Genomic DNA, 24,539 nt, shown 5'->3' with positions numbered 1-24,539 from the left:
GAGCGCCGGCGCGCTCCAATGAGCAATAGAGAGCCGGCAAGCGCCTTATGAGCTTATGAAATAAGGCTGGCATCCGGCACGAAAGCACGGTGCTTTTTCAGGATGTTGTCATGGGCAGAATACATATCCCGGCGATTCCCGCTTCGCAGATCACCCCGGAAGGCGTCTGGCGCGAACGACGATCGTGGTTGCGGCGCTCGGGCCTGGCCGTGGCGGGACTGGGCCTGATGGGATTGGCCCCGGGCAGGGCCGCCGCGGTTCAGCCGGACGGCGGCGAGCAAGGGCCGGCGGATTCGGCCGGACTCTGGTCCGCCGGGCGCAATCCGGCCTACGATCTCGACGACGACCTGACTTCCGAGCGCGATGTCTCCACCTACAACAATTATTATGAGTTCGGCACGGGCAAGGGCGACCCCGCCCGGTACGGGGGTGAACTCAAGACCCGGCCCTGGACGGTCTCCGTCGAGGGCGAGGTGGCCCGGCCGCGCACATTCGATCTGGACGAGCTGCTTCGCCTGGCGCCGCTCGAAGAGCGGGTTTATCGCATGCGCTGCGTCGAGGCCTGGTCCATGGTGATTCCCTGGCTGGGGTATCCGCTGGCCAGCCTGATTCGCAAGGCTGAGCCCACCGGCGAGGCCAGGTTCGTCGAATTCACGACCGTGACGCAGGCCGAGGCGATGCCGGGCCTGCACAGCCGCATCATCGATTGGCCTTATGTCGAGGCCTTGCGCATGGACGAGGCCATGCATCCTCTTACGCTGCTGGTGTTCGGGGTTTATGGCAAGCCGCTGCCGGCGGCCAACGGGGCGCCGCTGCGGGTGGCCATACCCTGGAAATACGGCTTCAAGTCGGGCAAGTCCCTCGTCAAGATACGATTCACGCGAGAGCAGCCCCTGACCAGCTGGGTGAAGGTGGCGCCGCAAGAATACGGCTTCTACGCCAATGTGAATCCCGACGTGCCCCATCCGCGCTGGAGCCAGGCGACCGAAAGGCGCATCGGCGCCGGGGTCTTCGCGCCGCGGGAAAAAACCCTGCCGTTCAACGGCTATGCCGAGCAGGTCGCCTCGCTGTACCAGGGCATGGATCTGCGGCGTTACTACTAGGGCGCAGAATGGGAGTCTCCGACCACCGTACAGAAGCAGGGCTACCGGCAGGCGGCCTGGCGGACCGGACCGGCGCGATCCGGCCCGGCGTCGGCGCGGCGCCCAGGCCTCGCTGGACGGCCAGGCAGATCGCGTTCTTCAAGCCGCTGCTGTTCATCGTGTGCCTCTATCCCGTGATGCGCTGGCTGTGGCTGGGGTTTCACGATGCGCTCACCGCCAATCCGCCGGAGTTCCTGATCCGGTCATCGGGCATCTGGGCCCTGGTGGCCCTGGGCCTCACCCTGGCCGTCACGCCCCTGCGGCGCTACCTGGGCCAGCCCGCGCTGCTGCGCTGCCGGCGCATGCTGGGCCTGTATACCTTTTTTTACTCCGTCCTCCATGTGCTGGGCTGGGCATACTGGGAAAGAGACATGTCGCCGGCCGCCATGTGGGACGACGTCCTGCAGCGCCCCTTCATTGCCATTGGCGTGCTGGCCGTGGCGCCCATGCTGGCCCTGGCGCTGACGTCGACGCGCGGCTGGATGAGCCGGCTCGGCGCGCGCTGGCACACCTTGCATCGCAGCATCTACGCCATCGCCGCCTTGTCCGTCTGGCATTTCTGGCTGGTGAGGGCCGGCAAGAACGACTTCGCGGAAGTCTATGTGTATGGCGCGGTGCTGGGCGTCCTCCTCCTGACGCGGCTGATTCCGGCACGGCTCAACGACAAGTCCTAGCCATCGGTCCCGAGTCGGCCGATTCCGAGTCATCGGCCCGGCCGTCGGCTTTGAGCGGAGTGGCCGCTCAGGGCAGGCTTTTGAGGATGCCCAGCGTTTCGGCGTCGGGCAGGCCGTCGTACAGGCGGGGGCGATAGTGCATCTGGAAGGCGGCGATTACTTTCCGGGTGGCTTTGTCCAACCTTCCGTTCTTGGGCGCGTCATAGCCGAGCCTTTCCAGTTGGCCCTGAACCCAGCGCACGTCGGGCAGTCCCTTGCGCTCGAACTCGCCGCGGTATTGGGCGGCCAGGGTTTCGTCATACCAGCGGCCAAGTCCCGCGTCGGCCAGCTTTTTCCAGGGAAACAGCGGCCCGGGATCCACCTTGCGCTGGGGCGCGATGTCGCTGTGGCCGACGATGTTATAGGCCTTGATCTGGTGGCGCTGGACGATGTCTTTCAGCAACAGGAGCAGCGTTTCGATCTGGGCGTCGGAATAGGGCGCCCAGTCCAGGCCCGCGCCGCCCGGGTTGACGATTTCTATGCCTATCGACGCGGAGTTCATGTCGGTGCGCTCGAACCATTGGCTGACGCCGGCATGCCAGGCGCGCCGCGATTCATCCACCAGCTGGTAGACGCGCGGCCGGGGTTCGTCGGTGATCAGATAGTGGCTGCTGACATTGCGGCGCGACAGCAATTCGAGCGAGCGCTCGTTCGAGGCCGAGGTATAGTGCAGCACGACGAACTCGACCCGGCTGTTCTGGCTCTGGGCCTGGATGCTGCGGTCGATTTCGAGCCGGGGCGGGCTCTTGGGAGCCCCGGCGCAGCCGACGAGCAATGCGCAGGCCGCCGCGGCGAGGCCGGCGGCGTATCGGGATGTAGTCGCGGCGCTCGGCTGAAGAATCATGGGCGTCAGCCGGCCAGAAACAGGAAGATGGCGGGCTTCTTGTTGAGGTCCGGCGCCGGCAGTGTCTTCCAGTGTTCGATGGTGTGGGTGCGTATCCATTCATCGCTTGTCGTCAGCGACCGGGCGACACACAGCCGGGTGTGACCCTGCAAGGCCTGTTTCAGCGTATTGAACATGGCGTCGTTGCGATAGGGCGTCTCGATCAGTATCTGGCTTTGGCTCTGCTTGCGCGATTCGGCCTCCCATTGCTTCAGGCGCTTGGCGCGCTCGCCGGGCTCGACCGGCGCATAGCCATGGAAGGCAAAGCGCTGGCCGTCCAGGCCGCTGGCCATCAGCGCCAGCAGAATGGATGAGGGGCCCACCCACGGAGCGACCCGTATGCCCATCTCATGGGCCAGGGCGGCCACCTTGGCGCCGGGGTCGGCCACGGCGGGGCAGCCGGCCTCGGAAACCAGGCCGATTTCCTGCCCCCGGGCGGCCCCGGCCAGCCACTGGCGGATCTCGCGCGCATCGGTCTTGGGGCTCAGGGTGTGGATGGTGATCTCCTGCAGCGGCGCGGCCGTGCCGACCAGCTTCAGGAAGGCGCGCGCCGTCTTGGCGTTTTCGGCGATGTAGGTGGTGAGCCGGCCGGCCAGTTCCTGGACGGCCGTGGGCAGCCAGACCGATGCGGGGGCGTCGCCCAGGCCGACGGGGATCAGGTGCAGGGTTCCGCTGGTTTTCATGCCTGTGCGCCGTGTGTAATGGGATCGATACCAAAAGAGCGTAACATGCGGCAAAGGGCGATCAGCGGCAAGCCGATGATGGCGGTGGGGTCGTCGCTGTGCATGGCGTCCATCAGCGCGATGCCCAGGCCCTCGGCCTTGGCGCTGCCGGCCGTGTCGAAGGGTTTTTCGTGATGCAGGTAAGTGTCGATTTCGCGGTTGCTCAGGGTGCGGAATACGCAGCGGGTAATGACGTCTTCCAGTTCATGGCGTTCGCCGTCGTGCACGCACAGGGCGCTGTGGAACTCCACCGTTCGGCCGCTCAGCATGCGCAGCTGCTCGCGGGCGCGCTCGAAGCTGCCCGGCTTGCCGATGGGGGCGCCGTCCACGGTCGCCACCTGGTCGGAGCCGATCACCACGGCGCCCGGATGCTGCGCGCAGACCGCTTCCGCCTTGGCCCGGGAAAGCCGCAGCGAGAGGGCCGCGGGTGTTTCGCCGGGCAAAGGTGTTTCGTCGACGTCGGGCGAGACGGCTGTAAACGGGACGCGCAGCCGGGACAGCATTTCGTGCCGGTAGCGGGAACTGGATGCAAGGATGAGACGCATGGGCTGGATCTGGTGTGATGACGCGGTGTGGCGTTTGACTGGATAAGCCGGAAAGCGTTATTATCTAATGTTTTCTTAGCTTTCGTTTTTTGGCTTTGCCGGCGCTTTTTGCTTACTTGCCGTTTGTATTGCTAGCATCAGAGTGGGGATAGGCATGCGCGATGTGGTCGACCTTTTTGCGCTTACGGCTTCGGGTGCCAAGAGCCATGGCAGTGAGCAGGGCACAAGGCTTTCGGGCCGGCATGCCTTGGCGGGTTTTGAGCGCCTGACCGCGGGCTTGCCGCGGCAGGCCGATACGCAGGTGCAGTGGTCTTTGCAAGGCGAGGGTACGGCGGCGGGCAGGCGCTTCATCGAGGTGCAGGCCCAGGCCGAGGTCACGCTCGAGTGCCAGCGCTGCCTGCAGCCGTTTGTATTGCCTCTGCAGGTCGACAATCGCCTCGAGATCGTGCGCAGCCCGTCCGACCTCGAAGGCGACGATGAGGAAATCGAGCGTATTGTCGGTTCGACGCGTTTCGACGTGCTGGAACTCATCGAAGACGAGCTCATCCTGAGTCTGCCTTCGGTGCCCAAGCACGATGTTTGTCCATCCGCGCCCGGCATGTCCGAGCCGTCTGGCGAGCCGGAAACCGATGCCGAGCGTCCATCGCCGTTCGCGGCGCTGGAACGGCTGAAGAAAGATCGCATTTGAGTTAATTTTATTTTTTGCGGGTAACACGCCAGTAGTGGCGCCCCGTTTTCAGGAGTCATCATGGCTGTTCAGCAAAACAAGAAAAGTCCGTCCAAGCGCGGCATGCATCGTTCGCACGATTCCCTGGGCACGCCGCCCACGGCCATCGAGCCCACCACCGGCGAACTCCACCTGCGTCACCACATCAGCCCCAACGGCTTCTATCGCGGCCGTAAAGTGCTGAAAACCAAGAACGACGAATAATCAAGCCTGTCTCAGTGCGATTTTTCGCTAGCTTGCGCGCTTGATGTCGACAGCTCCGATACGAATCGCCATCGACTGCATGGGGGGAGATGTCGGCTTGCCGGTCACGGTGGCCGCGGCGTATCAGATTGCCCAGCGCCATCCTGATACCTGTTTCCTGCTCACGGGCGACACGGCGGCCATCCAGTCCCAGCTCGATGGGCTGGGGTGCACGCGCACTGACTGGTTCGAGCTGTTGCCGGCGTCCGAGGTCGTCACGATGGACGATCCGGTCGAGGTCGCGTTGCGGCGCAAGAAAGATTCTTCCATGCGCGTGGCCGTGCAGTCCGTCAAGGACGGCAGGGCGCATGCCTGCGTCTCGGCGGGCAACACCGGCGCCTGGATGGCCATTTCGCGCTACGTGCTCAAGACGCTCGACGGCATCGACCGCCCGGCCATCGCCACCTCCATTCCGAACCAGAAGGGCGGCGCCACCACCATGCTCGATCTGGGCGCCAACGTCGATTGCACCGCCGAGCACCTGCTGCAGTTCGCCATCATGGGCACGGCCCTGGTCACCGCCCTGTACGGCAATGAGCGGCCCACGGTCGGCCTGCTGAACATCGGCGAAGAAGTCATCAAAGGCAACGAGGTCGTCAAGCAGGCGGCCGAACTGCTGCGCGGCAGCGGCCTGAACTTCTACGGCAACGTCGAGGGCGACGACATCTGCAAGGGCACGGTGGACGTCATCGTGTGCGACGGCTTCGTCGGCAACGTGGTGCTCAAGTCCATCGAAGGCCTGGCCCGCATGGTCAGCCAGATGATGCATGCCGAGTTCAAGCGCGACGTGCTTTCCATGGCCGCCGGCGCCATCGCCCGGCCCGTTCTCAACCGGTTCCGCGACAAAGTCGACAACCGGCGCTACAACGGGGCCGCGCTGCTGGGCTTGCGTGGTATCGTCATCAAAAGCCACGGCTCGGCCGACGCCTATGCGTTCGGCAATGCCCTCGTCCGGGCGCGCGAGGCCGTGCACAATGGACTGCTGGCGGGAACCACCGCCACGGTCGATCATCTTCGCCAGAGCCTGCAGGCCGCCGCCGACCAGACCGCGAAGATTTCCCACGAACTTTCAAGTCCCTACAAGCCGGGCGCTTGATGGAAGCAGATATGTCTTATGCAAGGATAATCGGGTCGGGTTCTTGTCTGCCGCCCAGGGCCGTCTCCAACGACGAGCTGGCCGCCGAGCTGGCCGCGCGCAACGTCGAAACGTCCGACGAATGGATCGTCGAGCGCACCGGAATCCGCCAGCGCCATATTGCCGATCCGGGCACGACATCCAGCAAGCTGGCCACCGAGGCCGCTCGCATGGCTCTCGAAGATGCCGGCCTGGCGCCGCAGGACGTCGATCTCATCATCGTCGCCACCTCCACGCCCGATTACATCTTTCCCAGCACGGCCTGCCTGGTTCAGGCGAATCTCGGCATCCAGGGCTGCCCCGCCTTCGACGTGCAGGCGGTGTGCAGCGGCTTCGTCTATGCCTTGACCACGGCCAATGCCTTCATCCGCTCGGGCCAGGCGCGCAACGCCCTGGTCATCGGCGCCGAGGTGTTTTCGACCATACTCGACTGGAACGACCGGCGCACTTGCGTGCTGTTCGGCGACGGGGCCGGCGCCGTGGTGCTGAAAGCCTCCGAGCATCCGGGCATCATCGGCACGCGGCTCAATGCCGACGGCAGTCATATGGGCATCCTCTACGCCGCCGGCAACGTGGCCAGCGGCGAAGTGGTGGGCGATCCCTTTCTCCGGATGGACGGACAGGCGGTCTTCAAGCTTGCGGTCAATTCGCTTGTGCAGTCCGCGCACGAGGTGTGCGAGCAGGCCGGCGTCTCGCTGGACGAGATCGACTGGATGGTGCCCCACCAGGCCAATGTGCGCATCCTCAACTTCCTGAGCCGCAAGCTGGGCATCGCGCCCGAAAAAGTTATCATTACCCTGGACAAGCACGCCAACACCTCGGCCGCCAGTGTGCCGCTGGCCCTGGACGCGGCGCGTCGCGACGGCCGGATCAAAGAGGGGGATCTGGTGCTCATGCAGGGCGTCGGCGGCGGCTTTACCTGGGGTTCCGTGCTGGTCAGAATGTAAACACAGCCGTAGATAAAAACCATGAAAATTGCTTTTGTTTTCCCGGGGCAGGGGTCCCAGGCGGTCGGCATGCTCGATGCCTGGGCGCAGGATGCCGTCGTGTCCGACACGATGGCGCAGGCCAGCGATGCGCTGGGCCAGGACCTTTCTTCGCTCATCAGCGCGGGCCCGGCCGAAGAACTCAATCTCACCACCAATACCCAGCCTGTCATGCTGGCCTCGGCCGTGGCGATGTACCGCGCCTGGCGGCAGGCGGGCGGGCAGGAGCCGTCCTGGGTCGCGGGCCATAGCCTGGGCGAATACTCGGCGCTGGCCGCGGCGGGGTCGCTCGAACTGAGCGACGCCGTGAAGCTGGTGCGCATCCGCGCCGATGCCATGCAGCAGGCCGTGCCGGTGGGGCAGGGCGGCATGGCCGCGGTGCTGGGCCTGGACGACGACACGGTGCGTTCGGTGTGCGCGCAGGCCGCCCAGGGTGAGGTCGTCGAGGCCGTCAACTTCAATGCGCCCGCCCAGGTCGTCATCGCCGGGCACAAGGCAGCCGTCGAGCGTGCCTGCGAACTGGCCAAAGAGGCCGGCGCAAAACGGGCCCTGATGCTGCCGGTGTCGGCGCCCTTCCATTCCAGCCTGCTTCAGCCTGCGGCCGAAAAACTCGCGCAGGCCCTGGCGGGCATCCAGGTCGAGGCTCCCCGGATCCCGCTGGTCAACAACGTCGACGTGGCCAGCGTCAGCGACCCGGCGGCCATCAAGGACGCGCTGGTGCGCCAGGCCTGGCATCCGGTTCGCTGGGTCGAGACGATCCAGTTCATGAAGGCGCAGGGCGTCACCCACGTGATCGAATGCGGGCCGGGCAAGGTGCTTTCCGGCCTGGTCAAGCGCATCGACCGCGATCTGGTCGGCCTGTCCATCAGCGACCCGGCGTCGCTCCAGTCAACTTTGGAAACTTTGAAGGGGTAGGCTCGTGCAACAGCAAGAACTCAGCGGCAAGATCGCATTGGTCACCGGCGCAACGCGCGGCATCGGCAAGGCGATCGCGCTCGAGCTGGCCGAGCGCGGCGCAAAAGTCGTCGGCACGGCTACTTCTCAGCAGGGCGCCAGCTCGATCTCCGAGATGCTGGCCGCCTCCGGCGGGCGGGGCGTCGTGCTGGACGTGAACGATGCGCCGGGCTGTGAAGCCCTGGTGGCCGAGCTCGCCGGAGAAGACGGCGGTCCGCACATCCTGGTGAACAACGCGGGCATCACGCGCGACACGCTGGCCATGCGCATGAAGGACGACGACTGGGCCGCGGTGCTCGATACCAATCTGACCGCGGTGTTCCGCCTGTCGCGCGCCGTGCTCAAGACCATGATGAAGGCCCGTTCCGGCCGCATCATCAACATCACCTCCATCGTCGGTTCCAGCGGCAATCCGGGGCAGGCCAACTACGCGGCGGCCAAGGCCGGCGTGGCCGGCATGACCCGGGCCCTGGCGCGCGAACTGGGCAGCCGCAACATCACGGTCAACTGCGTCTCTCCCGGCTTCATCGAAACCGACATGACCCGCGCCCTGAGCGAGGCGCAGGCCGCGGCGCTGCTCACCCAGATCCCCCTGGGACGTCTGGGTTCGGCCGCCGACGTCGCCCACGCGGTCGCCTTTCTGGCCGGACCGCAGGCGGGTTACATTACCGGGACCACGCTGCACGTCAACGGCGGTATGTACATGTAAACAGGCGAACAGGGTAAAATCTGTTCATTTCAGAGGTGTTCCCAACAGACGATTCGCCCGGCGGCGCAAATCCCCGTCTTTGGAAATGCCATTTTTTTGTCATGGCCGGCGCCCACAACCGAGACGTTTGGCTATAATTCGCGGGATTTTTTCCCAATTGGAGATCTGCATGGAAAGCATCGAACAGCGCGTCAAGAAGATCGTCGCTGAGCAACTTGGCGTCAACGAAGCCGAGATCAAAAACGAATCTTCATTCCTTGACGACCTCGGTGCCGATTCGCTCGATATGGTCGAGCTCGTGATGGCACTCGAAGACGAATTCGAAACCGAGATTCCCGACGAGGAAGCCGAGAAGATCACGACGGTTCAGCAAGCCATGGACTACATCAACTCGCACAGCAAGCAGTAATTTCAATCATTAGAAGGGGTGCGGCGTCACGTGCCGCGCCAGAGGGGCGGTTCCTAGAAAACAGGCCTGCGGCGTCCGACCTACGGGTCCGGCGCTCCAACGGGCATGTTTGCCTCGAACCGCTCTTTCAATTTAGGGGAGTCATCCGTGAAGCGACGTGTCGTCATTACCGGCCTCGGTATTGTTTCGCCAGTGGGCAACAGTGTCGAAAGCGCTTGGGACAATATCGTCAATGGGCGTTCGGGCGTCGGGCGCATTACGCGTTTCGATCCATCGGCCTTCAACGCGCAGATAGCGGGTGAAGTCAAAGATTTCGACGTGACGCACTATATGGCCGCCAAGGAAGCCAAGACGATGGATACTTTCATCCATTACGGCGTGGCGGCGGGCGTGCAGGCCTGGAAGGATTCGGGCCTTGAAATCACCGACGCCAATGCCGACCGGGTCGGCGTCATCGTGGGCTCGGGCATCGGCGGCCTGCCCCGCATCGAAGAAACCCAGATCGATTATCTCGATCGCGGGCCGCGGCGCATCTCGCCCTTCTTCGTACCGGCCTCGCTCATCAACCTGGTCTCGGGCCAGCTGTCCATCATGCTGGGCCTGAAGGGGCCCAGCTACGCGGTCGTCTCGGCCTGCACCACCGGGCTGCATTCCATCGGCGATGCGGCGCGGCTCATCAAATATGGCGACGCCGACGTCATGGTGGCGGGCGGCGCCGAATCCACCGTTTCCCCCCTGGGCATCGGCGGCTTTGCCGCCATGCGGGCGCTGTCCACGCGCAACGACGATCCCGCCACGGCCTCGCGCCCCTGGGATGTCGACCGCGACGGCTTCGTCCTGGGCGAGGGCGCCGGCGTGCTGGTGCTCGAAGAATACGAGCACGCGCGCAAGCGCGGGGCAAAGATCTATGGCGAGTTCGCGGGCTACGGCATGAGCTCCGACGCTCATCACATCACCTCGCCCGACCGCGAGGGCCCTTGCCGAGGCATGGTCAATGCCCTGCGCGACGGCCAGATCGACCCCCGGGACGTCAGCTATGTCAACGCGCACGGCACGTCCACGCCGCTGGGCGACAAGAACGAAACCGAGGCGCTCAAGCTGGCGTTCGGCGACCATGCCTCCAGGCTGGTCGTCAATTCCACCAAGTCCATGACGGGCCATCTGCTGGGCGCCGCGGGCGGAATCGAAGCCGTATTCACCACGCTGGCCGTGCATCACCAGGTTTCCCCGCCCACCATCAACATCTTCAACCAGGATCCCGAGTGCGATCTTGACTACTGCGCCAACCAGGCGCGCGATCTCAAGATCGACGTGGCTTTGTCCAACTCCTTCGGGTTTGGCGGAACCAACGGCTCCATGGTCGTCAAGCGGGTCTGAATCTGACTACCCGGACGCCGCAAAGCTTCGAATGGCCGGTCCGGCGGGCCGCATGGGCCCGGGCGGCCGCGCTCCTCCTGGGCGCGGCGGCGCTTGCCAGCCTGTGCATCGCCGTTTCATGTTGGGCCGCCCTGGCGGCGCTTTTGCTGGCGCGGCTGACGGCGGGTCCCCGCCTGGGCCGGGTCGCCCCGCTTCAAGGCAGATTGTCGGCCCGGGGCTGGGAAGGCGGCTGGGCGTTCGAGCACGGCGGTGAGCGCCGGGCGCTCGCCCTGCGGCACGTCTGGCACGGCCCCGCCTGGACCACCCTGAAGTTTTCACCTTCCTCTGGCGCAGTCCTGAAATTGACCGTCTGGCGCAGCGATGTATCATCGTCTGGTTGGCGGCGCTTGCGTCAGCTCGCGGCGCGCAGCCCCGAACAGCCCCGTACGCGCATCACGGAGGGTCAATGAGCGAACGCGACGTCGATGCCGAACTGGTCGCCCGGGTGCAGCGCGGGGACAAAAGGGCGTTCGATCTGCTGGTGCTCAAGTACCAGCGCAAGATCATGCGCCTGCTGTCGCGCATGATACGCGATCCGGGCGACGTCGAGGATGTCGCCCAGGAAGCCTTCATCAAGGCCTATCGCGCCTTGCCGCAGTTCCGCGGGGAAAGCGCTTTTTACACCTGGCTGTACCGCATCGCCATCAATACGGCGCGCAACTGGCAGGCGTCCAGCGCGCGGCGCCCCAGCGCTCCAAATGTAATAGAGACCGAAGACGGTGAAACTTTTAGTCAGATCGACAACCTAACCGATATCAGTACGCCGGAGTCGCTGGCGGCCAGCAGGCAGATCGTCGAGACGGTCAACGCGGCCATCAACGCGCTGCCCGAAGAGCTGCGCACCGCGATCGTCCTGCGCGAAATCGAGGGCATGAGCTACGAGGACATCGCCCAGACCATGGGTTGTCCCATAGGCACGGTCCGGTCGCGCATATTTCGCGCCCGCGAGGCCATCGCGACGCAGTTGCGTCCTGTTTTGGACACCGATTCCGAACGTCGGTGGTAAGGAGTATTCAAATGCAAGGTGTCAATTCCGACGCCCAGACCGATTCCTGGGACAGCACCGTATCCGCATGGATGGACGGCGACGGAGAAATCCGTCCCGAAGACCTCGACTCGCCCTACGGCAGGCAGGTGTGGGACACTTACCATCTGATTGGCGACGTGTTGCGCAGCGACGAACTCGCCATCAGGCCGTCCGACCTGTTCTACGCCAGGGTATCCAAGGCCATCGACGCCGAGCCGGCTATCGTGGCGCCCCAGCGCCGGGTCTTTTCGGCCACCCGGCTCGGGCTGTCGGGCGTAGCGGTGGCCGCGGCCGTCGCCTCGGTCATCTGGGTCGCCTTGCCCTATTTCTCCGGCCAGGCTTCCGGCGGGGCGCAGACCCAGGTGCTGGCTGCCGCGGACGAAGGCCAGGTAGACGACTACATCGAGGCCCATCGCCAGTTCGCAGGCGCCAACCCCATCCGCCAGGTGTCGTTCGACATGGGGGCCTCGCGCTGATGGCGAAGCAGGCTCTGGCATTTCGGACGCACGGACCCGCAGCGCGCGATGGGGCGCTGTCGCGGTTGGGCGTGGTGCTGCTCATGGCCGCCTGTGCCATGGCAAGCGCCGCGCAGCGCGCCCAGGCCGCCGATCCGCTCCAAGGCGAAGTCACCCGCTTTCTGCATCAAACCCAGCAGGCGGCCCGCAACTCCGATTATTCCGGCGTGTTCACCTACCAGCAGGGCGCCAGCATGCAGTCTTCGCGCATCGTGCACGTGGTCGACGGCACCGGAGAGCGCGAGCGGCTGGTCATCCTCGACGGCGAACCACGCGAATTCATCCGGCACAACGACACGGTGCAGTGCCTGGTGCCCACAAAAGAGCTGGTGCTGGTCGAAAAGCATCGCATGGACCGCTTCCCCGGCGTGCTGCTAGGCGAAGGCCACGATCTGGACAGCCACTACACGCTGCGCATGGGCACGCAACGCCAGCGCGTCGCGGGACACGAATGCATCCCCGCCGAAATTCACCCTCGGGACGATCTGCGCTACGGCTATCGCTTCTGCGTCGACCCGGACAGCAAGCTGCTGATCAAGGCGCAAACCGTCGACGAACACGGCGAGGTCGTCAACCAGATCGCCTTCACCTCGCTGCAGCAGGGCACGGCGGTGCAGGCGCGCGAACTTCAAACATCTTGGGACATGCGCGGCTGGCGCACCATCGAGCTTCCCACCAAGGCCGTCGACATCGCCGAACTCGGGTGGCGGGTGGCCCTGCCGCCGGGCTTCGTCCACAGTACACAGGTTTCCCGCCCCATGAAGTCGGGCAAGCCGGTCATGCAGATGGTGCTGACCGACGGGCTTGCAGCCATATCGGTCTTCATCGAGCAATTCCATCCTTCGCAGGAGTCCCGCCTGATGCCCCAGGGCGCGGCGCGCAATGGCGCCATGAACATCTACGGCGCCCGCATCGGCGATCATTGGTTGACGGCCATCGGAGAAGTCCCGGCCGGCACCCTGAGCCAGCTCGTGGAGCACATCGAATATGTGCCCCCTGGCGGCGCACTGCATTAGGGTTTCAGTATTGCGGGCCCTTAGGCACAGCTTTTAGTACGAGGAGTCAATAAGATGCGTACAGCATGCATGTCCATGTATAAATTCAAGCAGTTCCTGTCAGCGGCCGCCGTCGGCGTCGTACTGGCCTGCGCGTCCATGGCCTCGACGGCCCAGCCGTCGGCCCCGGTCCTGGCCGTTCCCGATTTCACCGAGGCGGTTGCCAAGACCGAAGGCTCGGTGGTCAATATCCGCACCACCGAAGCCGTGACAGTGCGCCAGTCGCCTTTCGGGCCCGGGGGAACCGACCCCTACGAAATGTTCCGCTGGTTCTTCGGACCCGACTTCATGCCTCCGGGCGCCCAGCCTTCTCCGCGGCGCAACATGCCGCCTCCTTCCGAGGAAGAGCGCATTGTGCCGCGTGGAGTGGGATCGGGCTTCATCATCTCCAGCGACGGCTACATTCTTACCAACAATCACGTGGTCGAGGGCGCCAACGGCATCTTCGTCACCATGACGGACGGTAAAGAGCACACCGCGGAAGTCATCGGCACCGATCCGCGCACCGACATCGCCCTCATCAAGATCGACGTCAAAGGCCTGTCGCCGCTGCCCATCGGCGACTCCAAGCAGCTCAAGAAGGGCCAGTGGGTGCTGGCCATCGGTTCGCCGTTCGGGCTGGATTCGACCGTGACCGCCGGCATCGTCAGCGCCATCAATCGCGAAACGGGCGATTACCTGCCTTTCATCCAGACCGATGTCGCGGTCAATCCCGGCAATTCGGGTGGTCCGCTCATCAACCTGGCCGGGGAAGTGGTCGGCATCAATTCGCAGATCATCTCGCAAAGCGGCGGCTTTATGGGTATTTCGCTGGCCATCCCCATCGACGAAGTGATGCGGGTCGTCGAGCAGCTCAAAGAGCACGGCAAGGTCACTCGCGGCCGCATCGGCGTCCAGATCGGCCAGGTTTCCCCCGACGTGGCCAAGGCGATCGGCCTGGGCGATGCACGCGGCGCCATGGTCAGCAATGTCGAGCCGGGCGGGCCCGCGGCCGATGCGGGCGTGAGCTCGGGCGACGTGATCACGAAATTCGACGGCAGGGATATCAAGCATTGGACCGACCTGCCTCGCATCGTCGGCGAAACCAAGCCGGGCACCCGGGCCGACATCGAGGTGTGGCGCAAGGGCAAGAACCAGACCCTCAAGGTCAAGGTAGGAGAAATGCCCTCGGCGACCGAAACCGCTTCGACGCAGGCGCCCGAATCGCGCGGCACCACCGCCGACTCTCTGGGGCTGACGGTGGCCGACGTCCCCGAGGCCGCGCGCAAGCAGGCCGGCATCAAGGGCGGCGTCCAGGTGTCGCAGTCGCAGGGGCCGGCCGCCGCAGCGGGCATTGTGCCGGGCGACGTCATCCTTACCGTCAACAACGAGGACATCACCGATGCGGCCCAGTTCGCCAAGGTGGTAAAGGGCCTGGACAAGAATCGGGCGGCCGCCATGCTCATCTGGCGCGACGGGCAGACGCAGTGGGTGCCCGTCACGCCATCCAAATAAAAACGGCTAAAATGCAGTAACAGCAAGAGGGGCGCCCGATGCGCTCCTCTTTTTTACGTATCGCCGCGTTTTCGGCCCCTTCACAATCGCCCCTTTTCCGGGCCTCTTTCGCAGGTTTATGGATCACATCCGCAACTTTTCCATCATTGCCCACATCGATCACGGCAAGTCGACCCTGGCCGACAGGCTGATCCAGCGCTGTGGCGGCCTGGCCGACCGCGAGATGTCGACCCAGGTGCTCGACTCCATGGACATCGAGCGTGAAAGGGGAATCACCATCAAGGCCCAGACGGCTTCGCTGAGCTACAAGGCCCGCGACGGCAAAGTCTATGCGCTGAACCTCATCGACACCCCGGGCCACGTCGACTTTTCGTACGAGGTCAGCCGCTCCCTGTCCGCCTGCGAGGGCGCCCTGCTGGTCGTGGATGCTTCGCAGGGCGTCGAGGCCCAGACCGTGGCCAATTGCTATACCGCCATCGAGCTGGGCGTCGAGGTGCTGCCGGTGCTCAACAAGATGGATCTGGCCTCGGCCGATCCCGACGCCGCCCGCCAGGAGATCGAGGACGTCATCGGCATCGACGCTTCCGAGGCCATCCTGGCCAGCGCCAAGACGGGCATGGGCGTGGATGACATCCTCGAAGCCGTCGTGGCCAAGGTGCCCGCGCCCCAGGGAGACCCCGCCAAGCCGCTGCAGGCGCTCATCATCGACTCGTGGTTCGACAACTACGTGGGCGTCATCATGCTGGTGCGCATCGTCAATGGCGTGCTCAACATCAAGGACAAGGTGCAGCTGATGGCCAGCGGCGCCACCCATCCCTGCGACCAGCTGGGCGTATTCACCCCCAAGTCCGAACCGCGCTCCAGGCTGTCGGCGGGCGAGGTGGGCTTCGTCATCACCGGCATCAAAGAGCTCGAGCACGCCAAGGTGGGCGACACGATCACCCTGGCGGGCAAGCCCGCCGACCGGCCGCTGCCGGGTTTCAAAGAGGTCAAGCCGCAGGTGTTCGCCGGGCTCTATCCGGTCGAAAGCAGCGAGTACGACCAGCTGCGCGACTCCCTCGAAAAACTCAAGCTCAACGACTCGTCGCTGATGTTCGAACCCGAGGTGTCCCAGGCGCTGGGCTTCGGCTTTCGCTGCGGCTTTCTGGGGCTGCTGCACATGGAGATCGTGCAAGAGCGCCTCGAGCGCGAGTTCGACATGGACATCATCACCACGGCGCCTTCGGTGGTGTACGAAGTCGAGCAGCGCGACGGTTCGGTGGTCATGATAGAAAGCCCCTCGCGCATGCCGGAAATCGGCCAGATCGCCGAGATACGCGAGCCCATGGTGACGCTCACGCTGTTCATGCCGCAAGAGTATGTCGGCCCCGTCATGACTCTGTGCCTGGCCAAGCGCGGCGTGCAGAAGAACATGAGCTATCACGGCCGGCAGGTCCACCTCGTCTACGAAGTGCCGCTGGCCGAGATCGTGCTCGACTTTTTCGACCGGCTGAAGTCCGTGTCGCGGGGTTATGCTTCCATGGACTACGAGTTCAAGGAATACCAGCCTTCGGACGTGGTCAAGGTCGACGTGCTGATCAATGGCGACCGGGTCGATGCGCTGTCGATGATGGTGCACCGCAGCAACGCCCGCTATCGGGGGCGCGAGGTGGTCGGCAAGATGCGTGGGCTGATCCCGCGCCAGATGTTCGACATCGCCATCCAGGCGGCCATCGGCGCCGAGATCATCGCGCGCGAGAGCGTCAAGGCGCTGCGCAAGAACGTGCTGGCCAAGTGCTATGGTGGCGACATCTCGCGCAAGAAAAAACTGCTCGAGAAACAAAAGGCCGGCAAGAAACGCATGAAGCAGGTGGGCAACGTGGAGATACCCCAGGAGGCCTTCCTGGCCATCTTGCAGGTCGAAGACAAATAGGCAAAAACAATAGGATTAGCTGGGCATGAGCTGGGATTTCGCACTGATACTTTTTGTGCTGCTGGTGGTCACGGGCGCGGTCTGGGCGCTGGATTTCTTCTATCTGCGGTCGCGCCGCCTGCAGCGCGCCCAGGCGCAGATGGCGGTGTTCGACGCCAATCCCACGGGCGTGGGCACGGTCGAGGCGGCGCGCCTGCGCCAAGAGGCCTACGACGATGCTCACCGCGTGCCCTGGTGGATCGAATACTGCGTCAGTTTCTTTCCGGTGATCCTGTTCGTGTTCGTCCTGCGATCGTTCGTGGTCGAGCCTTTCCGCATTCCGTCGGGCTCCATGCTGCCCACGCTGCAAAATGGCGACCTGATCCTGGTCAACAAATTCCAGTACGGCATCCGTCTGCCGGTGATCGACAAGAAGATCATCGACATCGGCGAGCCCAAGCGCGGCGATGTGCTGGTGTTCCGCTATCCGGTCGAACCCGATATCGATTACGTCAAGCGGGTGGTGGGCGTGCCGGGAGACGAGGTCGTCTACCAGGACAAAATGCTGTTCATCAACGGCCAGCCCGTCACCCAGACGCGCTCGGGCGACTATTTCGAGCCCGATCGCTCGGTCTATGTCGGGCGGTATACTGAGATGCTGGGCGACAAGCAGCACAGCCTGCTGCTCAACAAGCACGCCCCCCAGGACTACATGCCGATCGCCGATTATCCGTATCGAAGCAACTGCGAGTACTTCCATAACGGGGTGCGCTGCAAGGTGCCGGAGGGCCATTACTTCATGATGGGCGACAATCGGGACAACAGCCTCGACAGCCGTTACTGGGGCTTCGTGCCCGAACAGAACATCGTCGGGCGGGCCTTTCTCATCTGGATGAATTTCAGCGAACCCAGTCGTATTGGCGGATTCCAATAATGGCGAGCACGGCAACCCTCGAAACCGCACTCGATTATCGATTCCAGGATGCTTCCTTGCTCGAGCAGGCGCTGACGCATCGCAGTCACAGCGCGCGCCATAACGAGCGTCTCGAATTCCTGGGCGACTCGGTGCTGAACTTCGTGGTCGCCGCCATGCTGTTCAAGCGCTTTGCCAAGATCGACGAAGGCGACCTGTCGCGCCTTCGGGCCAACCTCGTCAAGCAGTCGTCCCTGGCCGACATCGCCCAGAAGCTGTCCCTGTCCCAGTACCTTCGCCTGGGCGAGGGCGAACTCAAGAGCGGCGGCTTTCGCCGCCCCTCCATCCTGGCCGACACGCTGGAAGCCATATTCGGCGCCATCTTCCTGGATGCGGGCTTCGACGCGGCCCAGAAGACCATTGTGCGGCTGTACACGCCCATCGTGCAAAGCGTCGATCCCAAGACCCTGGGCAAAGATCCCAAGACCCTGCTGCAGGAGCTGCTTCAGGGACGCAAGCTCGATCTGCCCACCTATACCGTGGTCGCCACGCACGGTGCGGCGCACAATCAGATGTTCGACGTCGAGTGTTCCATTCCCGCGCTGGACATCAAGGTCTCGGCGCCGGGCTCCAGCCGGCGCGCCGCCGAGCAGCTTGCGGCCACCCAGGCTATTGCCGCGGTGCAGGCATTGGGACTGGGCAAGGGGGCGTCCGGCCGGGGCAGGGCGCGCAAGTCGGCGCAGCTGTCGCTGCCCGTGGCGGTTACCCAGGAAAACAAATGAGTACACCTTTTCGCTGCGGCTTCGTCGCCATCGTCGGCCGCCCGAACGTGGGCAAGTCCACCCTGGCCAACGCCCTGATCGGCAGCAAGATCTCCATCGTATCGCGCAAGGCGCAAACCACCCGCCACCGCATCCACGGCATCCTCACGCGCGAGAATGAACAGTTCGTCTTCGTGGACACTCCCGGCTTCCAGACCCGCCACGGCGGCGCCATGAACCGCATGATGAATCGCGTGGTCACCCAGGCCCTGGCCGACGTCGACGTGGTGCTGCATGTCGTCGAGGCGGGCAAGTGGACGGCCGGAGACGAGCAGTTGCTGCCCTTGCTGCCCAAAAAGAACAACACCGTCCTGGTCGTCAACAAGGTCGATGCGATCAAGGACAAGAACGCCATGTTTCCCTTCGTCAGCAAGATCATGGCGCTGCATCCCTATTCGGCCGTGGTGCCCGTCAGCGCCGCGCGCGACATACAGCTGGACAATCTGCTGGCCGAGGTGGCTTCCCGCCTGCCCGAGGGCGAGCCCATGTTCGAGGCCGATTCCCTCACCGACCGGCCCGTACGCTTCATCGCGGCCGAGCTGCTGCGCGAAAAAATCTTCCGCCTCGTCGGAGACGAACTGCCATACGGCTGCACCGTGGTCATCGAGCAATGGGAAGAGACCGACGCGGGGGCCCGGGTGGCGGCCTGCATCCTGATCGAGCGCGAAAGCCATCGGCCCATCCTGCTCGGCGCCGGCGGCGGCCACATGAAGCGCATCGCCTCCGAGGCGCGCCAGGACATGCAGGAGCTGCTGGACAAGCCGGTGCATCTCGAGGTGTACATCAAGGTGCGCAAAGGCTGGTCCGACCGCGAGGGCACCCTGCGCGAACTGGGATATGACTAGCCGGCGAGGCCATCGCATCCAGGACGCGGCCGGCTACATGCTGCACGCCACCGACTGGAAAGAAACCTCTCTGATCGTGCAGGCCTTTACGCGGGACCATGGCAATGTCGCGATGGTGGCCAAGGGGGCCAAGCGCCCCTATTCGGTGCTGCGCCCGGTCCTGGCGGCTTTCCAGCCCCTGTCCCTGTCTTGGAGCGGCGGCGGCGAAGTCAAGACCTTGATGCGCGCCGACTGCGCCGGCGTGCGCCCCTTGGGCGGCAAGGCCCTGATGTCCGCCTGGTACATGAACGAACTGCTGCTGCGCCTGCTGCCGCGTGAAGACCCGCATCCCGTGTTGTACGACGCTTACGACGCCGCGCTGGAGCAGCTGGCGGGCGGATCCCGGGCGGCGGGCGCCTTGCGCCGCTTCGAATGGACGCTGCTGAACGAGGCCGGCTACGGCCTGGACGAAGCGCCACCCGACTTCGATGATCCGTCCATCGAGCCCGCTTTGCGCACGTCGCTGCGGCAGCGTCTGGACGAACTCTTGACCCGCCCCTTGCAGACCCGGCGGGTCCTGATGGCGCTGCAGCGATTTTGAACCGTGTTCCCGATTTCCTCGTGCTGGACACCTGCGTGCTGCTTTCCAACGTGCTGCGCCGCCTGTTGCTGCGCCTAGCCGATCAAGCCTGCTTCCAGCCCGCCTGGAGCGAGATCATCGGCGACGAATGGCGGCGCAACGCCGCACGGGTCTGGGAAGTCGAGCCGGAGATCATCGCGCAGGAATGGAAGCAGCTTCAGGCCCTGTACCCCGAAGCCGATCAGGGCGACGTCGCGCCGTTCAAGCAAGGCCTGGTGTACAGCGATCCCAAAGACTGGCATGTGATTGCCGCCGCCCGCGCCGTGCTGGCCAGGCGGCCCACCGCCTCGGTGGCCGTCGTGACGCGCAATCTGCGCGACTTCCGCCGCGCCGAGCTGCGCCGCCTGGGCATAGATCTGATGGACCCCGATCAATTGCTGGTGCGATGCTGGGACCACCATCGCGAGACGTTGCGATCCGCCTTCGAGCATATGCCGCTGGACCTGGCCGCCTCCGGCCGTCCCCTCGAGACCCTGGACGTCATCCTGAAGCGCGAGCGTTTGTTCCGATTGAACAAGCTGTACGCGGCATAACACTGAGCGCTTGCCGCCGGCATGGCGCTTCCGGCGGTCGGCCATGATTGCCTCAGAAGGCGCACGGACCGGTCGGCCGATGGTCCGTGCTTCCGGGCAGGCCCTAGGCGGGCTGCGCCTTCAGTGAGAGACCGTGTCCCGGGCAGGCCCGTGGCCGAAGGGCGCCGTCGGCGTCGCGTTCCGGCCAGCCTTCGAAAGCATCTTCTATGATCGGAAACTCTTCCAGCAGCAGCCGGCCCCCGAAGGCGCCCGAGAGCTGTACGAACAATCCCGGCAAGAAGTGCGGAGCGATCGTCACCCCCTTGAGGGCCGCCATGCGCGCTACCTCCAGGCATGGGGTCAGGCCGCCGGCCATCGCGAGATCGGGCTGGATGACGGCTGCGATGCCGTCATCGAGGCAGACCGCAAAACGGTCGAGGCCCTGAAGGTGCTCGCCGATGGCGATGGGCGTGCCGCTCTGTTGCGCCGCAAGCCGGCGATAGCCCAGGATGTCGATGGAAGGCAGCGGCTCTTCGACAAAGCTCAGCCCGTATTCCGCAGCCTGGGCCAGCAGCCTCGATGCCGTGTCGAGATTGCCTTTTTCGTTGGCATCGGCCATCAGGCGGGCATCTGCTCCGATGGCATCGCGCACTGCGCGCAGAACGGCTTCGTCGCCGCTGTCGGCGTTTACCCGCGGCTTCACTCCCGCATAGCCGGCTGCAATATAAGAGGCGGCCAGCTCTGCGCTTTTTTGGGGCGGATCGGTGGGGCTGAAGCCGCCGCTTGCGTAAAGGGGCACGGGCAGAACGTCTCCGCCCATGGCGCGTGCCAGGGGTTCGCCCTTCCGCTTTGCGGTCAAGTCCCACAGCGCGACATCCAGCGCGGCAAGAGCCAGAACGTTCGGACCGTCGCCGGTCCTGTTGAAGCTTTTCTTGATCTCGGACCAATGCTCGGAGGGCAGGCGTAACGCCGCCCCTTCCAGGAATCGGGCGGCCTGCGCCTGGGCCAGCTGCGCGACAACCGCGCCACCTCCGCCGATCACGTAAGAAAAGCCCAGGCCCTCGGCGCCCTCGTCGTCGCGCAGGGTCGCCACGATGATGTCGACGCCGGTTACGCCCGAGCCGCCAATGGGCGAGGCGTATTTTTTTTCGATGAGCTGGATTCTGATCGTTGCGATGTGCGCCATTGTCTATGTGCCGCTCTTGGATTGAGCAAGTTTTTCAAGCGGACAGTGTCGCACCGAACTGGCCGGAACGGAAACGCGTCCACGAACAACGCCCCAACGCCGAGCCTTGGGGCGGCCCGGCGACAAAAAAGCCGGTGTTGCATCACCGGCCTGGCTTCGGTTGCGTCGGCGACCTGTCTTTCGGTGGGCCGCCGACTCGGGAATGTCAGCCTACTCGCGGTCGCCGCCGAAAATCCCCAGCAGCATCAGCAGATTGGCAAAGATGTTGTACAGGTCGAGATAGATGGCCAGAGTGGCCGAAATATAGTTGGTTTCGCCGCCGCGGATGACCCGCTGCAGGTCGACCAGCAGAAAGGCCGAGAAGATGCCGATGGCCAGCACGGACACCGTCAGCACCAGCGCCGGCAGCTGCAGGAAGATATTCGCCACCGCGGCCACGATCAGGATCACCACGCCCACGAACAAGAACTTTTGCCAGTGCGAGAAATCGCGCTTGGTCGTCGAGGCCACGCTGGCCATTGCGCCCAGCACCAGGGCAGTGCCGCCGAATGCCAGCATGATCAACTGCGAACCGTTCGAAAAGCCCAGCACATGGCCGATCAGCCGCGACAGCATGATGCCCATGAAGAACGTGAATGCGAGCAGCAGGGCTACGCCCAGCGAACTGTTCTTGTTGCGCTCGACCAGGAACATCAGGCCGAAAGCGCCGACCAGGAAGACCACCACGCTCAGCCCGGGGCTGGTGGCCATGACCGCGTTCAGGCCGGTGTTGAGCCCCACGAAGGCGCCCAGGACCGTGGGTATGAGCGACAGCGCGAGCAGCCAGTAGGTGTTGCGCAGAACGCGGTTGCGCATGACCTCGCTTCGGGCCGCATAGCTGTCGCGGGACAAGGTAGTGTGATCGTTCATGATGGATTCCTGTGTCTGTAGGCGGAAAATGCGATGTGGCGCCTTCCGGACGAGGCGGGCGCCCGCGCCGACGACTACGATTATTGAAAGTACCAAAAGAGATTAACTTACAAGAGGCTGAATAATCAAGTTCTGTTTGATACATCGTGAGCGTGCAGATCGTGGCCTGCACTTTTGTATCGGCGCCAGCGCTGGCGCGCCATCAACACCGATTCTTCGTCCTGCGAAACGATTTCCAGGATGCGCTCGTACTGCTCCGCCCCCGGCGGACACTGCGCATCGAGATTGACGAGCCAGGGGGAGGGCGGCGGCCCCTCGGGCGGGGCGATGGCCTTGCCCGAAAGCAGTATGGGCGTTTGCGGCGCGAGCGGATCTCCGGCGTCCACATGAGGGACGAAGGCCGTGGCCTCGAACCCCCACAGCATGAGGTCGAAGCGTTCGAGCAGCACGGCGTCGGAACAATACACCACCAGCCTCCGGCCCTTGCTGTAGTGCTTGAGCACGACCTCGCAGGCCATGCGCAGCCGGTCGGCGGCGCCGAAGGCGAAGTCGACGCGGGCCATCAGCGCACAATGTGCGCCGAAGGCGCGTCAAAGCGTGAGATGGGCGCGCCGGGCATGGCTCAGGCCTGATCCATCAGGAATTGCACCAGCAGCGGCACCGGCCGCCCCGAGGCGCCTTTGTCCTTGCCGCTGCGCCATGCCGTGCCGGCGATGTCGAGATGGGCCCAGCGATATTTGCCGGTGAAGCGCGACAGGAAGCAGGCGGCCGTGACCGAGCCGGCCGGAGGGCCGCCGATATTCGCCATATCGGCGAAGTTGGAGCGCAGCTGCTCTTGGTAGGCATCGTCGAGGGGCATGCGCCACGCCGTGTCGTTGGCCGTCCGGCCCGCCGTGAGCAGCCCCTCGGCCAGTTCGTCGTCTTTCGAGAACAGGCCGGTATTGACGTGCCCCAGCGCGACCACGCAGGCGCCGGTCAGTGTGGCGATGTCGATGACGGCCTCGGGCTTGAAGCGTTCGGCGTAGGTGAGGGCGTCGCAGAGCACCAGGCGCCCTTCGGCGTCGGTATTGAGGATTTCGATGGTCTGGCCCGACATGCTGGTGACCACGTCGCCGGGCTTGTTGGCCTGGCCGCTGGGCAGGTTTTCGCAGGCCGGAATGAGCCCGATCACCGGCCGGTCCACACCCAGTTCGGCGATGGCGCGCAGCGTACCCAGCACGCTGGCGGCGCCGCACATGTCGTACTTCATTTCGTCCATGTTGGCGGCGGGCTTGATCGAGATGCCGCCGGCGTCGAAGGTGATGCCCTTGCCCACCAGGACGATGGGCGCGGCCTTGGCGGCGCGCGCCCGCCGGCGTATATTTGAGTTCGATGAAGGCGGGCGGCTGCGAGGAGCCTTTGGCCACGGACAGGAAGGAACCCATCTTCAGCGCTTCGATCTGCTTGAGGTTGAATACGCGCGCCGACAGGTTCTTGAATTCGCGCGCCAGCTGCTTGGCGGTATTGCCCAGATAGGTGGGCGTGCAGACGTTGCCGGGCAGGTCGCCCAGCTTGCGCGCGAGCTGCATGCCGTTGGCAATGGCGCGTCCGGCCGCCAGGCCCTGCTGGGCCTGCGCGGCCTGGCCCCGTTCGACGTGGACGGCGATTTTCTTGAGCTTGGGCGGGCCTTCGCGATCGCGCTTGCCCAACGTCTCGTCGTAGCGATACAAAGCCTGGCCCGCGGCGACGGCGCAGGCTTGCGCGCGGCCGCGCAGCGTGGTGCCGTTGCATTCGATGGCGGCGAGGGTGGAGACGCCTTCGGAGAGCCGGGCCTGCGCGCAATAGTTGGCGAAGGTTTGTTCGGCGCCGGCATGCGTTTTGGCGTTGTAGGCCTCTTGTTTGCCCAGGCCGATTAAAATGACGCGTGCGGCGGCCACGCCGGGCAGCTTGCGCAGTACCAGGTGCGTGTTGGGCTTGGCCGGAAATTCGGATTTCAGCACTTCGCGAATGGCGCCATTGCTGGCGTTGTCGATGATGTCGGCCGCACTGCTCAGCATGCCGTCGGCAAAGACGCCGACCGCCAGCGCCGCAGTCTTGATCTGATGCAAAGAGGCCGAAGTCTGTGTGCTAAATTCCATACGAGTTTCCCCAAGGTGTCTACAGGATGCTATTGAGTGAACTGTCGATTA

At 64.5% G+C, this 24,539-nt stretch carries 26 protein-coding genes and 1 pseudogene; 20 read left to right on the top strand and 7 right to left on the bottom strand.

Going from position 1 to position 24,539, the window contains the following annotated elements; genetic code table 11:
• Positions 1-110 precede the first annotated feature (110 nt).
• On the top strand, positions 111-1,103 hold the full coding sequence (gene msrP / locus CSC67_RS11105; protein WP_118994585.1) for a protein-methionine-sulfoxide reductase catalytic subunit MsrP: 993 nt from the start codon (positions 111-113) through the stop codon (positions 1,101-1,103).
• Positions 1,104-1,111: 8 nt separating this feature from the next.
• The gene (locus tag CSC67_RS11100; RefSeq protein WP_118994584.1) at positions 1,112-1,816 is read left to right on the top strand and encodes a protein-methionine-sulfoxide reductase heme-binding subunit MsrQ; all 705 of its coding nucleotides are present in this window, start codon (positions 1,112-1,114) and stop codon (positions 1,814-1,816) included.
• 67 nt (positions 1,817-1,883) lie between these two features.
• On the opposite strand, the gene CSC67_RS11095 is transcribed toward CSC67_RS11100, so the two are convergent.
• From CSC67_RS11095 to CSC67_RS11085, 3 genes are read right to left on the bottom strand one after another with little or no spacing between them, the layout of a single operon-like run.
• Positions 1,884-2,699: an N-acetylmuramoyl-L-alanine amidase gene (locus CSC67_RS11095; RefSeq protein WP_118994583.1), complete on the bottom strand. Its 816-nt coding sequence runs from the start codon at positions 2,697-2,699 to the stop codon at positions 1,884-1,886.
• A 5-nt stretch (positions 2,700-2,704) separates the two neighbouring features.
• Complete coding sequence (locus CSC67_RS21245) at positions 2,705-3,421, bottom strand: SAM-dependent methyltransferase (RefSeq protein ID WP_135227460.1); 717 nt, start codon at positions 3,419-3,421, stop codon at positions 2,705-2,707.
• Positions 3,418-4,005, bottom strand: coding sequence for a Maf-like protein (locus CSC67_RS11085; protein WP_118994581.1), 588 nt, complete (start codon positions 4,003-4,005; stop codon positions 3,418-3,420). The genes CSC67_RS21245 and CSC67_RS11085 overlap by 4 nt, the downstream gene beginning before the upstream one ends.
• A 154-nt stretch (positions 4,006-4,159) precedes the next feature.
• Here CSC67_RS11085 and CSC67_RS11080 point away from each other — a divergent pair, with 154 nt between their 5' ends.
• The 18 genes from CSC67_RS11080 to CSC67_RS10990 all read left to right on the top strand — a co-directional run bounded on the left by CSC67_RS11080 (position 4,160) and on the right by CSC67_RS10990 (position 20,297).
• Positions 4,160-4,693 (top strand): YceD family protein, encoded by a 534-nt coding sequence (locus CSC67_RS11080; protein WP_118994580.1) that lies wholly within the window; start codon positions 4,160-4,162, stop codon positions 4,691-4,693.
• Positions 4,694-4,753: 60 nt separating this feature from the next.
• Positions 4,754-4,936 (top strand): 50S ribosomal protein L32, encoded by a 183-nt coding sequence (gene rpmF, locus CSC67_RS11075; protein ID WP_118994579.1) that lies wholly within the window; start codon positions 4,754-4,756, stop codon positions 4,934-4,936.
• 43 nt (positions 4,937-4,979) lie between these two features.
• Positions 4,980-6,071 carry a phosphate acyltransferase PlsX gene (gene plsX, locus CSC67_RS11070; protein ID WP_118994578.1) on the top strand — a complete coding sequence of 364 codons (1,092 nt, stop codon included), beginning with the start codon at positions 4,980-4,982 and terminating at the stop codon, positions 6,069-6,071.
• Positions 6,071-7,057 carry a beta-ketoacyl-ACP synthase III gene (locus tag CSC67_RS11065; RefSeq protein WP_209304316.1) on the top strand — a complete coding sequence of 329 codons (987 nt, stop codon included), beginning with the start codon at positions 6,071-6,073 and terminating at the stop codon, positions 7,055-7,057. Before plsX ends, CSC67_RS11065 begins: the two co-directional genes overlap by 1 nt.
• Before the next feature lie 21 nt (positions 7,058-7,078).
• Positions 7,079-8,011, top strand: coding sequence for an ACP S-malonyltransferase (gene fabD, locus CSC67_RS11060; RefSeq protein ID WP_118994576.1), 933 nt, complete (start codon positions 7,079-7,081; stop codon positions 8,009-8,011).
• 4 nt (positions 8,012-8,015) lie between these two features.
• Positions 8,016-8,759: a 3-oxoacyl-ACP reductase FabG gene (fabG, locus tag CSC67_RS11055; RefSeq protein WP_118994575.1), complete on the top strand. Its 744-nt coding sequence runs from the start codon at positions 8,016-8,018 to the stop codon at positions 8,757-8,759.
• A gap of 169 nt (positions 8,760-8,928) precedes the next feature.
• On the top strand, positions 8,929-9,168 hold the full coding sequence (gene acpP, locus CSC67_RS11050) for an acyl carrier protein (RefSeq protein ID WP_017524526.1): 240 nt from the start codon (positions 8,929-8,931) through the stop codon (positions 9,166-9,168).
• Positions 9,169-9,315: 147 nt separating this feature from the next.
• A complete protein-coding gene (fabF, locus tag CSC67_RS11045; RefSeq protein ID WP_118994737.1) occupies positions 9,316-10,545 on the top strand; it encodes a beta-ketoacyl-ACP synthase II in 1,230 nt (409 codons plus the stop codon).
• A 445-nt stretch (positions 10,546-10,990) separates the two neighbouring features.
• The gene (gene rpoE, locus CSC67_RS11035) at positions 10,991-11,590 is read left to right on the top strand and encodes an RNA polymerase sigma factor RpoE (protein WP_118994573.1); all 600 of its coding nucleotides are present in this window, start codon (positions 10,991-10,993) and stop codon (positions 11,588-11,590) included.
• An 11-nt stretch (positions 11,591-11,601) separates the two neighbouring features.
• Complete coding sequence (locus CSC67_RS11030) at positions 11,602-12,087, top strand: sigma-E factor negative regulatory protein (RefSeq protein ID WP_118994572.1); 486 nt, start codon at positions 11,602-11,604, stop codon at positions 12,085-12,087.
• Complete coding sequence (locus CSC67_RS11025; protein WP_118994571.1) at positions 12,087-13,142, top strand: MucB/RseB C-terminal domain-containing protein; 1,056 nt, start codon at positions 12,087-12,089, stop codon at positions 13,140-13,142. The genes CSC67_RS11030 and CSC67_RS11025 overlap by 1 nt, the downstream gene beginning before the upstream one ends.
• Positions 13,143-13,196: 54 nt before the next feature.
• The gene (locus tag CSC67_RS11020) at positions 13,197-14,675 is read left to right on the top strand and encodes a DegQ family serine endoprotease (RefSeq protein WP_167752854.1); all 1,479 of its coding nucleotides are present in this window, start codon (positions 13,197-13,199) and stop codon (positions 14,673-14,675) included.
• 118 nt (positions 14,676-14,793) lie between these two features.
• A complete protein-coding gene (lepA, locus tag CSC67_RS11015; RefSeq protein WP_118994569.1) occupies positions 14,794-16,587 on the top strand; it encodes a translation elongation factor 4 in 1,794 nt (597 codons plus the stop codon).
• Positions 16,588-16,612: 25 nt separating this feature from the next.
• Positions 16,613-17,500, top strand: a complete 888-nt coding sequence (gene lepB, locus CSC67_RS11010) for a signal peptidase I (protein ID WP_118994568.1) — start codon at positions 16,613-16,615, stop codon at positions 17,498-17,500.
• Complete coding sequence (gene rnc, locus CSC67_RS11005) at positions 17,500-18,261, top strand: ribonuclease III (RefSeq protein WP_118994567.1); 762 nt, start codon at positions 17,500-17,502, stop codon at positions 18,259-18,261. The genes lepB and rnc overlap by 1 nt, the downstream gene beginning before the upstream one ends.
• On the top strand, positions 18,258-19,145 hold the full coding sequence (gene era / locus CSC67_RS11000; protein ID WP_118994566.1) for a GTPase Era: 888 nt from the start codon (positions 18,258-18,260) through the stop codon (positions 19,143-19,145). Before rnc ends, era begins: the two co-directional genes overlap by 4 nt.
• Positions 19,138-19,725, top strand: a complete 588-nt coding sequence (gene recO / locus CSC67_RS10995) for a DNA repair protein RecO (RefSeq protein ID WP_118994565.1) — start codon at positions 19,138-19,140, stop codon at positions 19,723-19,725. Before era ends, recO begins: the two co-directional genes overlap by 8 nt.
• Positions 19,722-20,297, top strand: coding sequence for a PIN domain-containing protein (locus CSC67_RS10990; RefSeq protein ID WP_118994564.1), 576 nt, complete (start codon positions 19,722-19,724; stop codon positions 20,295-20,297). Before recO ends, CSC67_RS10990 begins: the two co-directional genes overlap by 4 nt.
• 103 nt (positions 20,298-20,400) lie before the next feature.
• Here the strand turns inward: CSC67_RS10990 and CSC67_RS10985 are convergent, their stop codons facing one another.
• The 4 genes and pseudogenes from CSC67_RS10985 to CSC67_RS10970 form a co-directional block, all read right to left on the bottom strand.
• Positions 20,401-21,462, bottom strand: coding sequence for an enolase C-terminal domain-like protein (locus CSC67_RS10985; protein WP_118994563.1), 1,062 nt, complete (start codon positions 21,460-21,462; stop codon positions 20,401-20,403).
• A 210-nt stretch (positions 21,463-21,672) separates the two neighbouring features.
• Positions 21,673-22,371 carry a Bax inhibitor-1/YccA family protein gene (locus tag CSC67_RS10980; protein ID WP_118994562.1) on the bottom strand — a complete coding sequence of 233 codons (699 nt, stop codon included), beginning with the start codon at positions 22,369-22,371 and terminating at the stop codon, positions 21,673-21,675.
• Between the two features lie 125 nt (positions 22,372-22,496).
• The gene (locus CSC67_RS10975; RefSeq protein ID WP_118994561.1) at positions 22,497-22,934 is read right to left on the bottom strand and encodes a DNA polymerase III subunit chi; all 438 of its coding nucleotides are present in this window, start codon (positions 22,932-22,934) and stop codon (positions 22,497-22,499) included.
• Positions 22,935-22,993: 59 nt separating this feature from the next.
• Positions 22,994-24,488: pseudogene (locus tag CSC67_RS10970) on the bottom strand (leucyl aminopeptidase).
• Positions 24,489-24,539: the final 51 nt, after the last annotated feature.

The organism is Pusillimonas caeni (assembly GCF_003545815.1).
Classification (GTDB): domain Bacteria; phylum Pseudomonadota; class Gammaproteobacteria; order Burkholderiales; family Burkholderiaceae_B; genus Pusillimonas; species Pusillimonas caeni.
The sequence above is the reverse complement of the archived record's forward strand: the minus strand, read 5'-3'. Positions and strand labels throughout refer to the sequence as shown.

Bases quoted from the DNA above. Each gene is read 5' to 3' on its own strand.
- CSC67_RS11065 (WP_209304316.1), top strand. From the start codon at position 6,071: ATGGAAGCAGATATGTCTTATGCAAGGATAATCGGGTCGGGTTCTTGT.
- plsX (WP_118994578.1), top strand. From the start codon at position 4,980: ATGTCGACAGCTCCGATACGAATCGCCATCGACTGCATGGGGGGAGAT.
- CSC67_RS11020 (WP_167752854.1), top strand. From the start codon at position 13,197: ATGCGTACAGCATGCATGTCCATGTATAAATTCAAGCAGTTCCTGTCA.
- rnc (WP_118994567.1), top strand. From the start codon at position 17,500: ATGGCGAGCACGGCAACCCTCGAAACCGCACTCGATTATCGATTCCAG.
- CSC67_RS10980 (WP_118994562.1), bottom strand. From the start codon at position 22,371: ATGAACGATCACACTACCTTGTCCCGCGACAGCTATGCGGCCCGAAGC.
- rpoE (WP_118994573.1), top strand. From the start codon at position 10,991: ATGAGCGAACGCGACGTCGATGCCGAACTGGTCGCCCGGGTGCAGCGC.
- lepB (WP_118994568.1), top strand. From the start codon at position 16,613: ATGAGCTGGGATTTCGCACTGATACTTTTTGTGCTGCTGGTGGTCACG.
- CSC67_RS11025 (WP_118994571.1), top strand. From the start codon at position 12,087: ATGGCGAAGCAGGCTCTGGCATTTCGGACGCACGGACCCGCAGCGCGC.
- CSC67_RS11095 (WP_118994583.1), bottom strand. From the start codon at position 2,699: ATGATTCTTCAGCCGAGCGCCGCGACTACATCCCGATACGCCGCCGGC.
- CSC67_RS11080 (WP_118994580.1), top strand. From the start codon at position 4,160: ATGCGCGATGTGGTCGACCTTTTTGCGCTTACGGCTTCGGGTGCCAAG.
- CSC67_RS11030 (WP_118994572.1), top strand. From the start codon at position 11,602: ATGCAAGGTGTCAATTCCGACGCCCAGACCGATTCCTGGGACAGCACC.
- rpmF (WP_118994579.1), top strand. From the start codon at position 4,754: ATGGCTGTTCAGCAAAACAAGAAAAGTCCGTCCAAGCGCGGCATGCAT.
- CSC67_RS11085 (WP_118994581.1), bottom strand. From the start codon at position 4,005: ATGCGTCTCATCCTTGCATCCAGTTCCCGCTACCGGCACGAAATGCTG.
- era (WP_118994566.1), top strand. From the start codon at position 18,258: ATGAGTACACCTTTTCGCTGCGGCTTCGTCGCCATCGTCGGCCGCCCG.
- recO (WP_118994565.1), top strand. From the start codon at position 19,138: ATGACTAGCCGGCGAGGCCATCGCATCCAGGACGCGGCCGGCTACATG.
- fabD (WP_118994576.1), top strand. From the start codon at position 7,079: ATGAAAATTGCTTTTGTTTTCCCGGGGCAGGGGTCCCAGGCGGTCGGC.
- CSC67_RS10985 (WP_118994563.1), bottom strand. From the start codon at position 21,462: ATGGCGCACATCGCAACGATCAGAATCCAGCTCATCGAAAAAAAATAC.
- acpP (WP_017524526.1), top strand. From the start codon at position 8,929: ATGGAAAGCATCGAACAGCGCGTCAAGAAGATCGTCGCTGAGCAACTT.
- msrP (WP_118994585.1), top strand. From the start codon at position 111: ATGGGCAGAATACATATCCCGGCGATTCCCGCTTCGCAGATCACCCCG.
- CSC67_RS10975 (WP_118994561.1), bottom strand. From the start codon at position 22,934: ATGGCCCGCGTCGACTTCGCCTTCGGCGCCGCCGACCGGCTGCGCATG.
- CSC67_RS21245 (WP_135227460.1), bottom strand. From the start codon at position 3,421: ATGAAAACCAGCGGAACCCTGCACCTGATCCCCGTCGGCCTGGGCGAC.
- lepA (WP_118994569.1), top strand. From the start codon at position 14,794: ATGGATCACATCCGCAACTTTTCCATCATTGCCCACATCGATCACGGC.
- CSC67_RS11100 (WP_118994584.1), top strand. From the start codon at position 1,112: ATGGGAGTCTCCGACCACCGTACAGAAGCAGGGCTACCGGCAGGCGGC.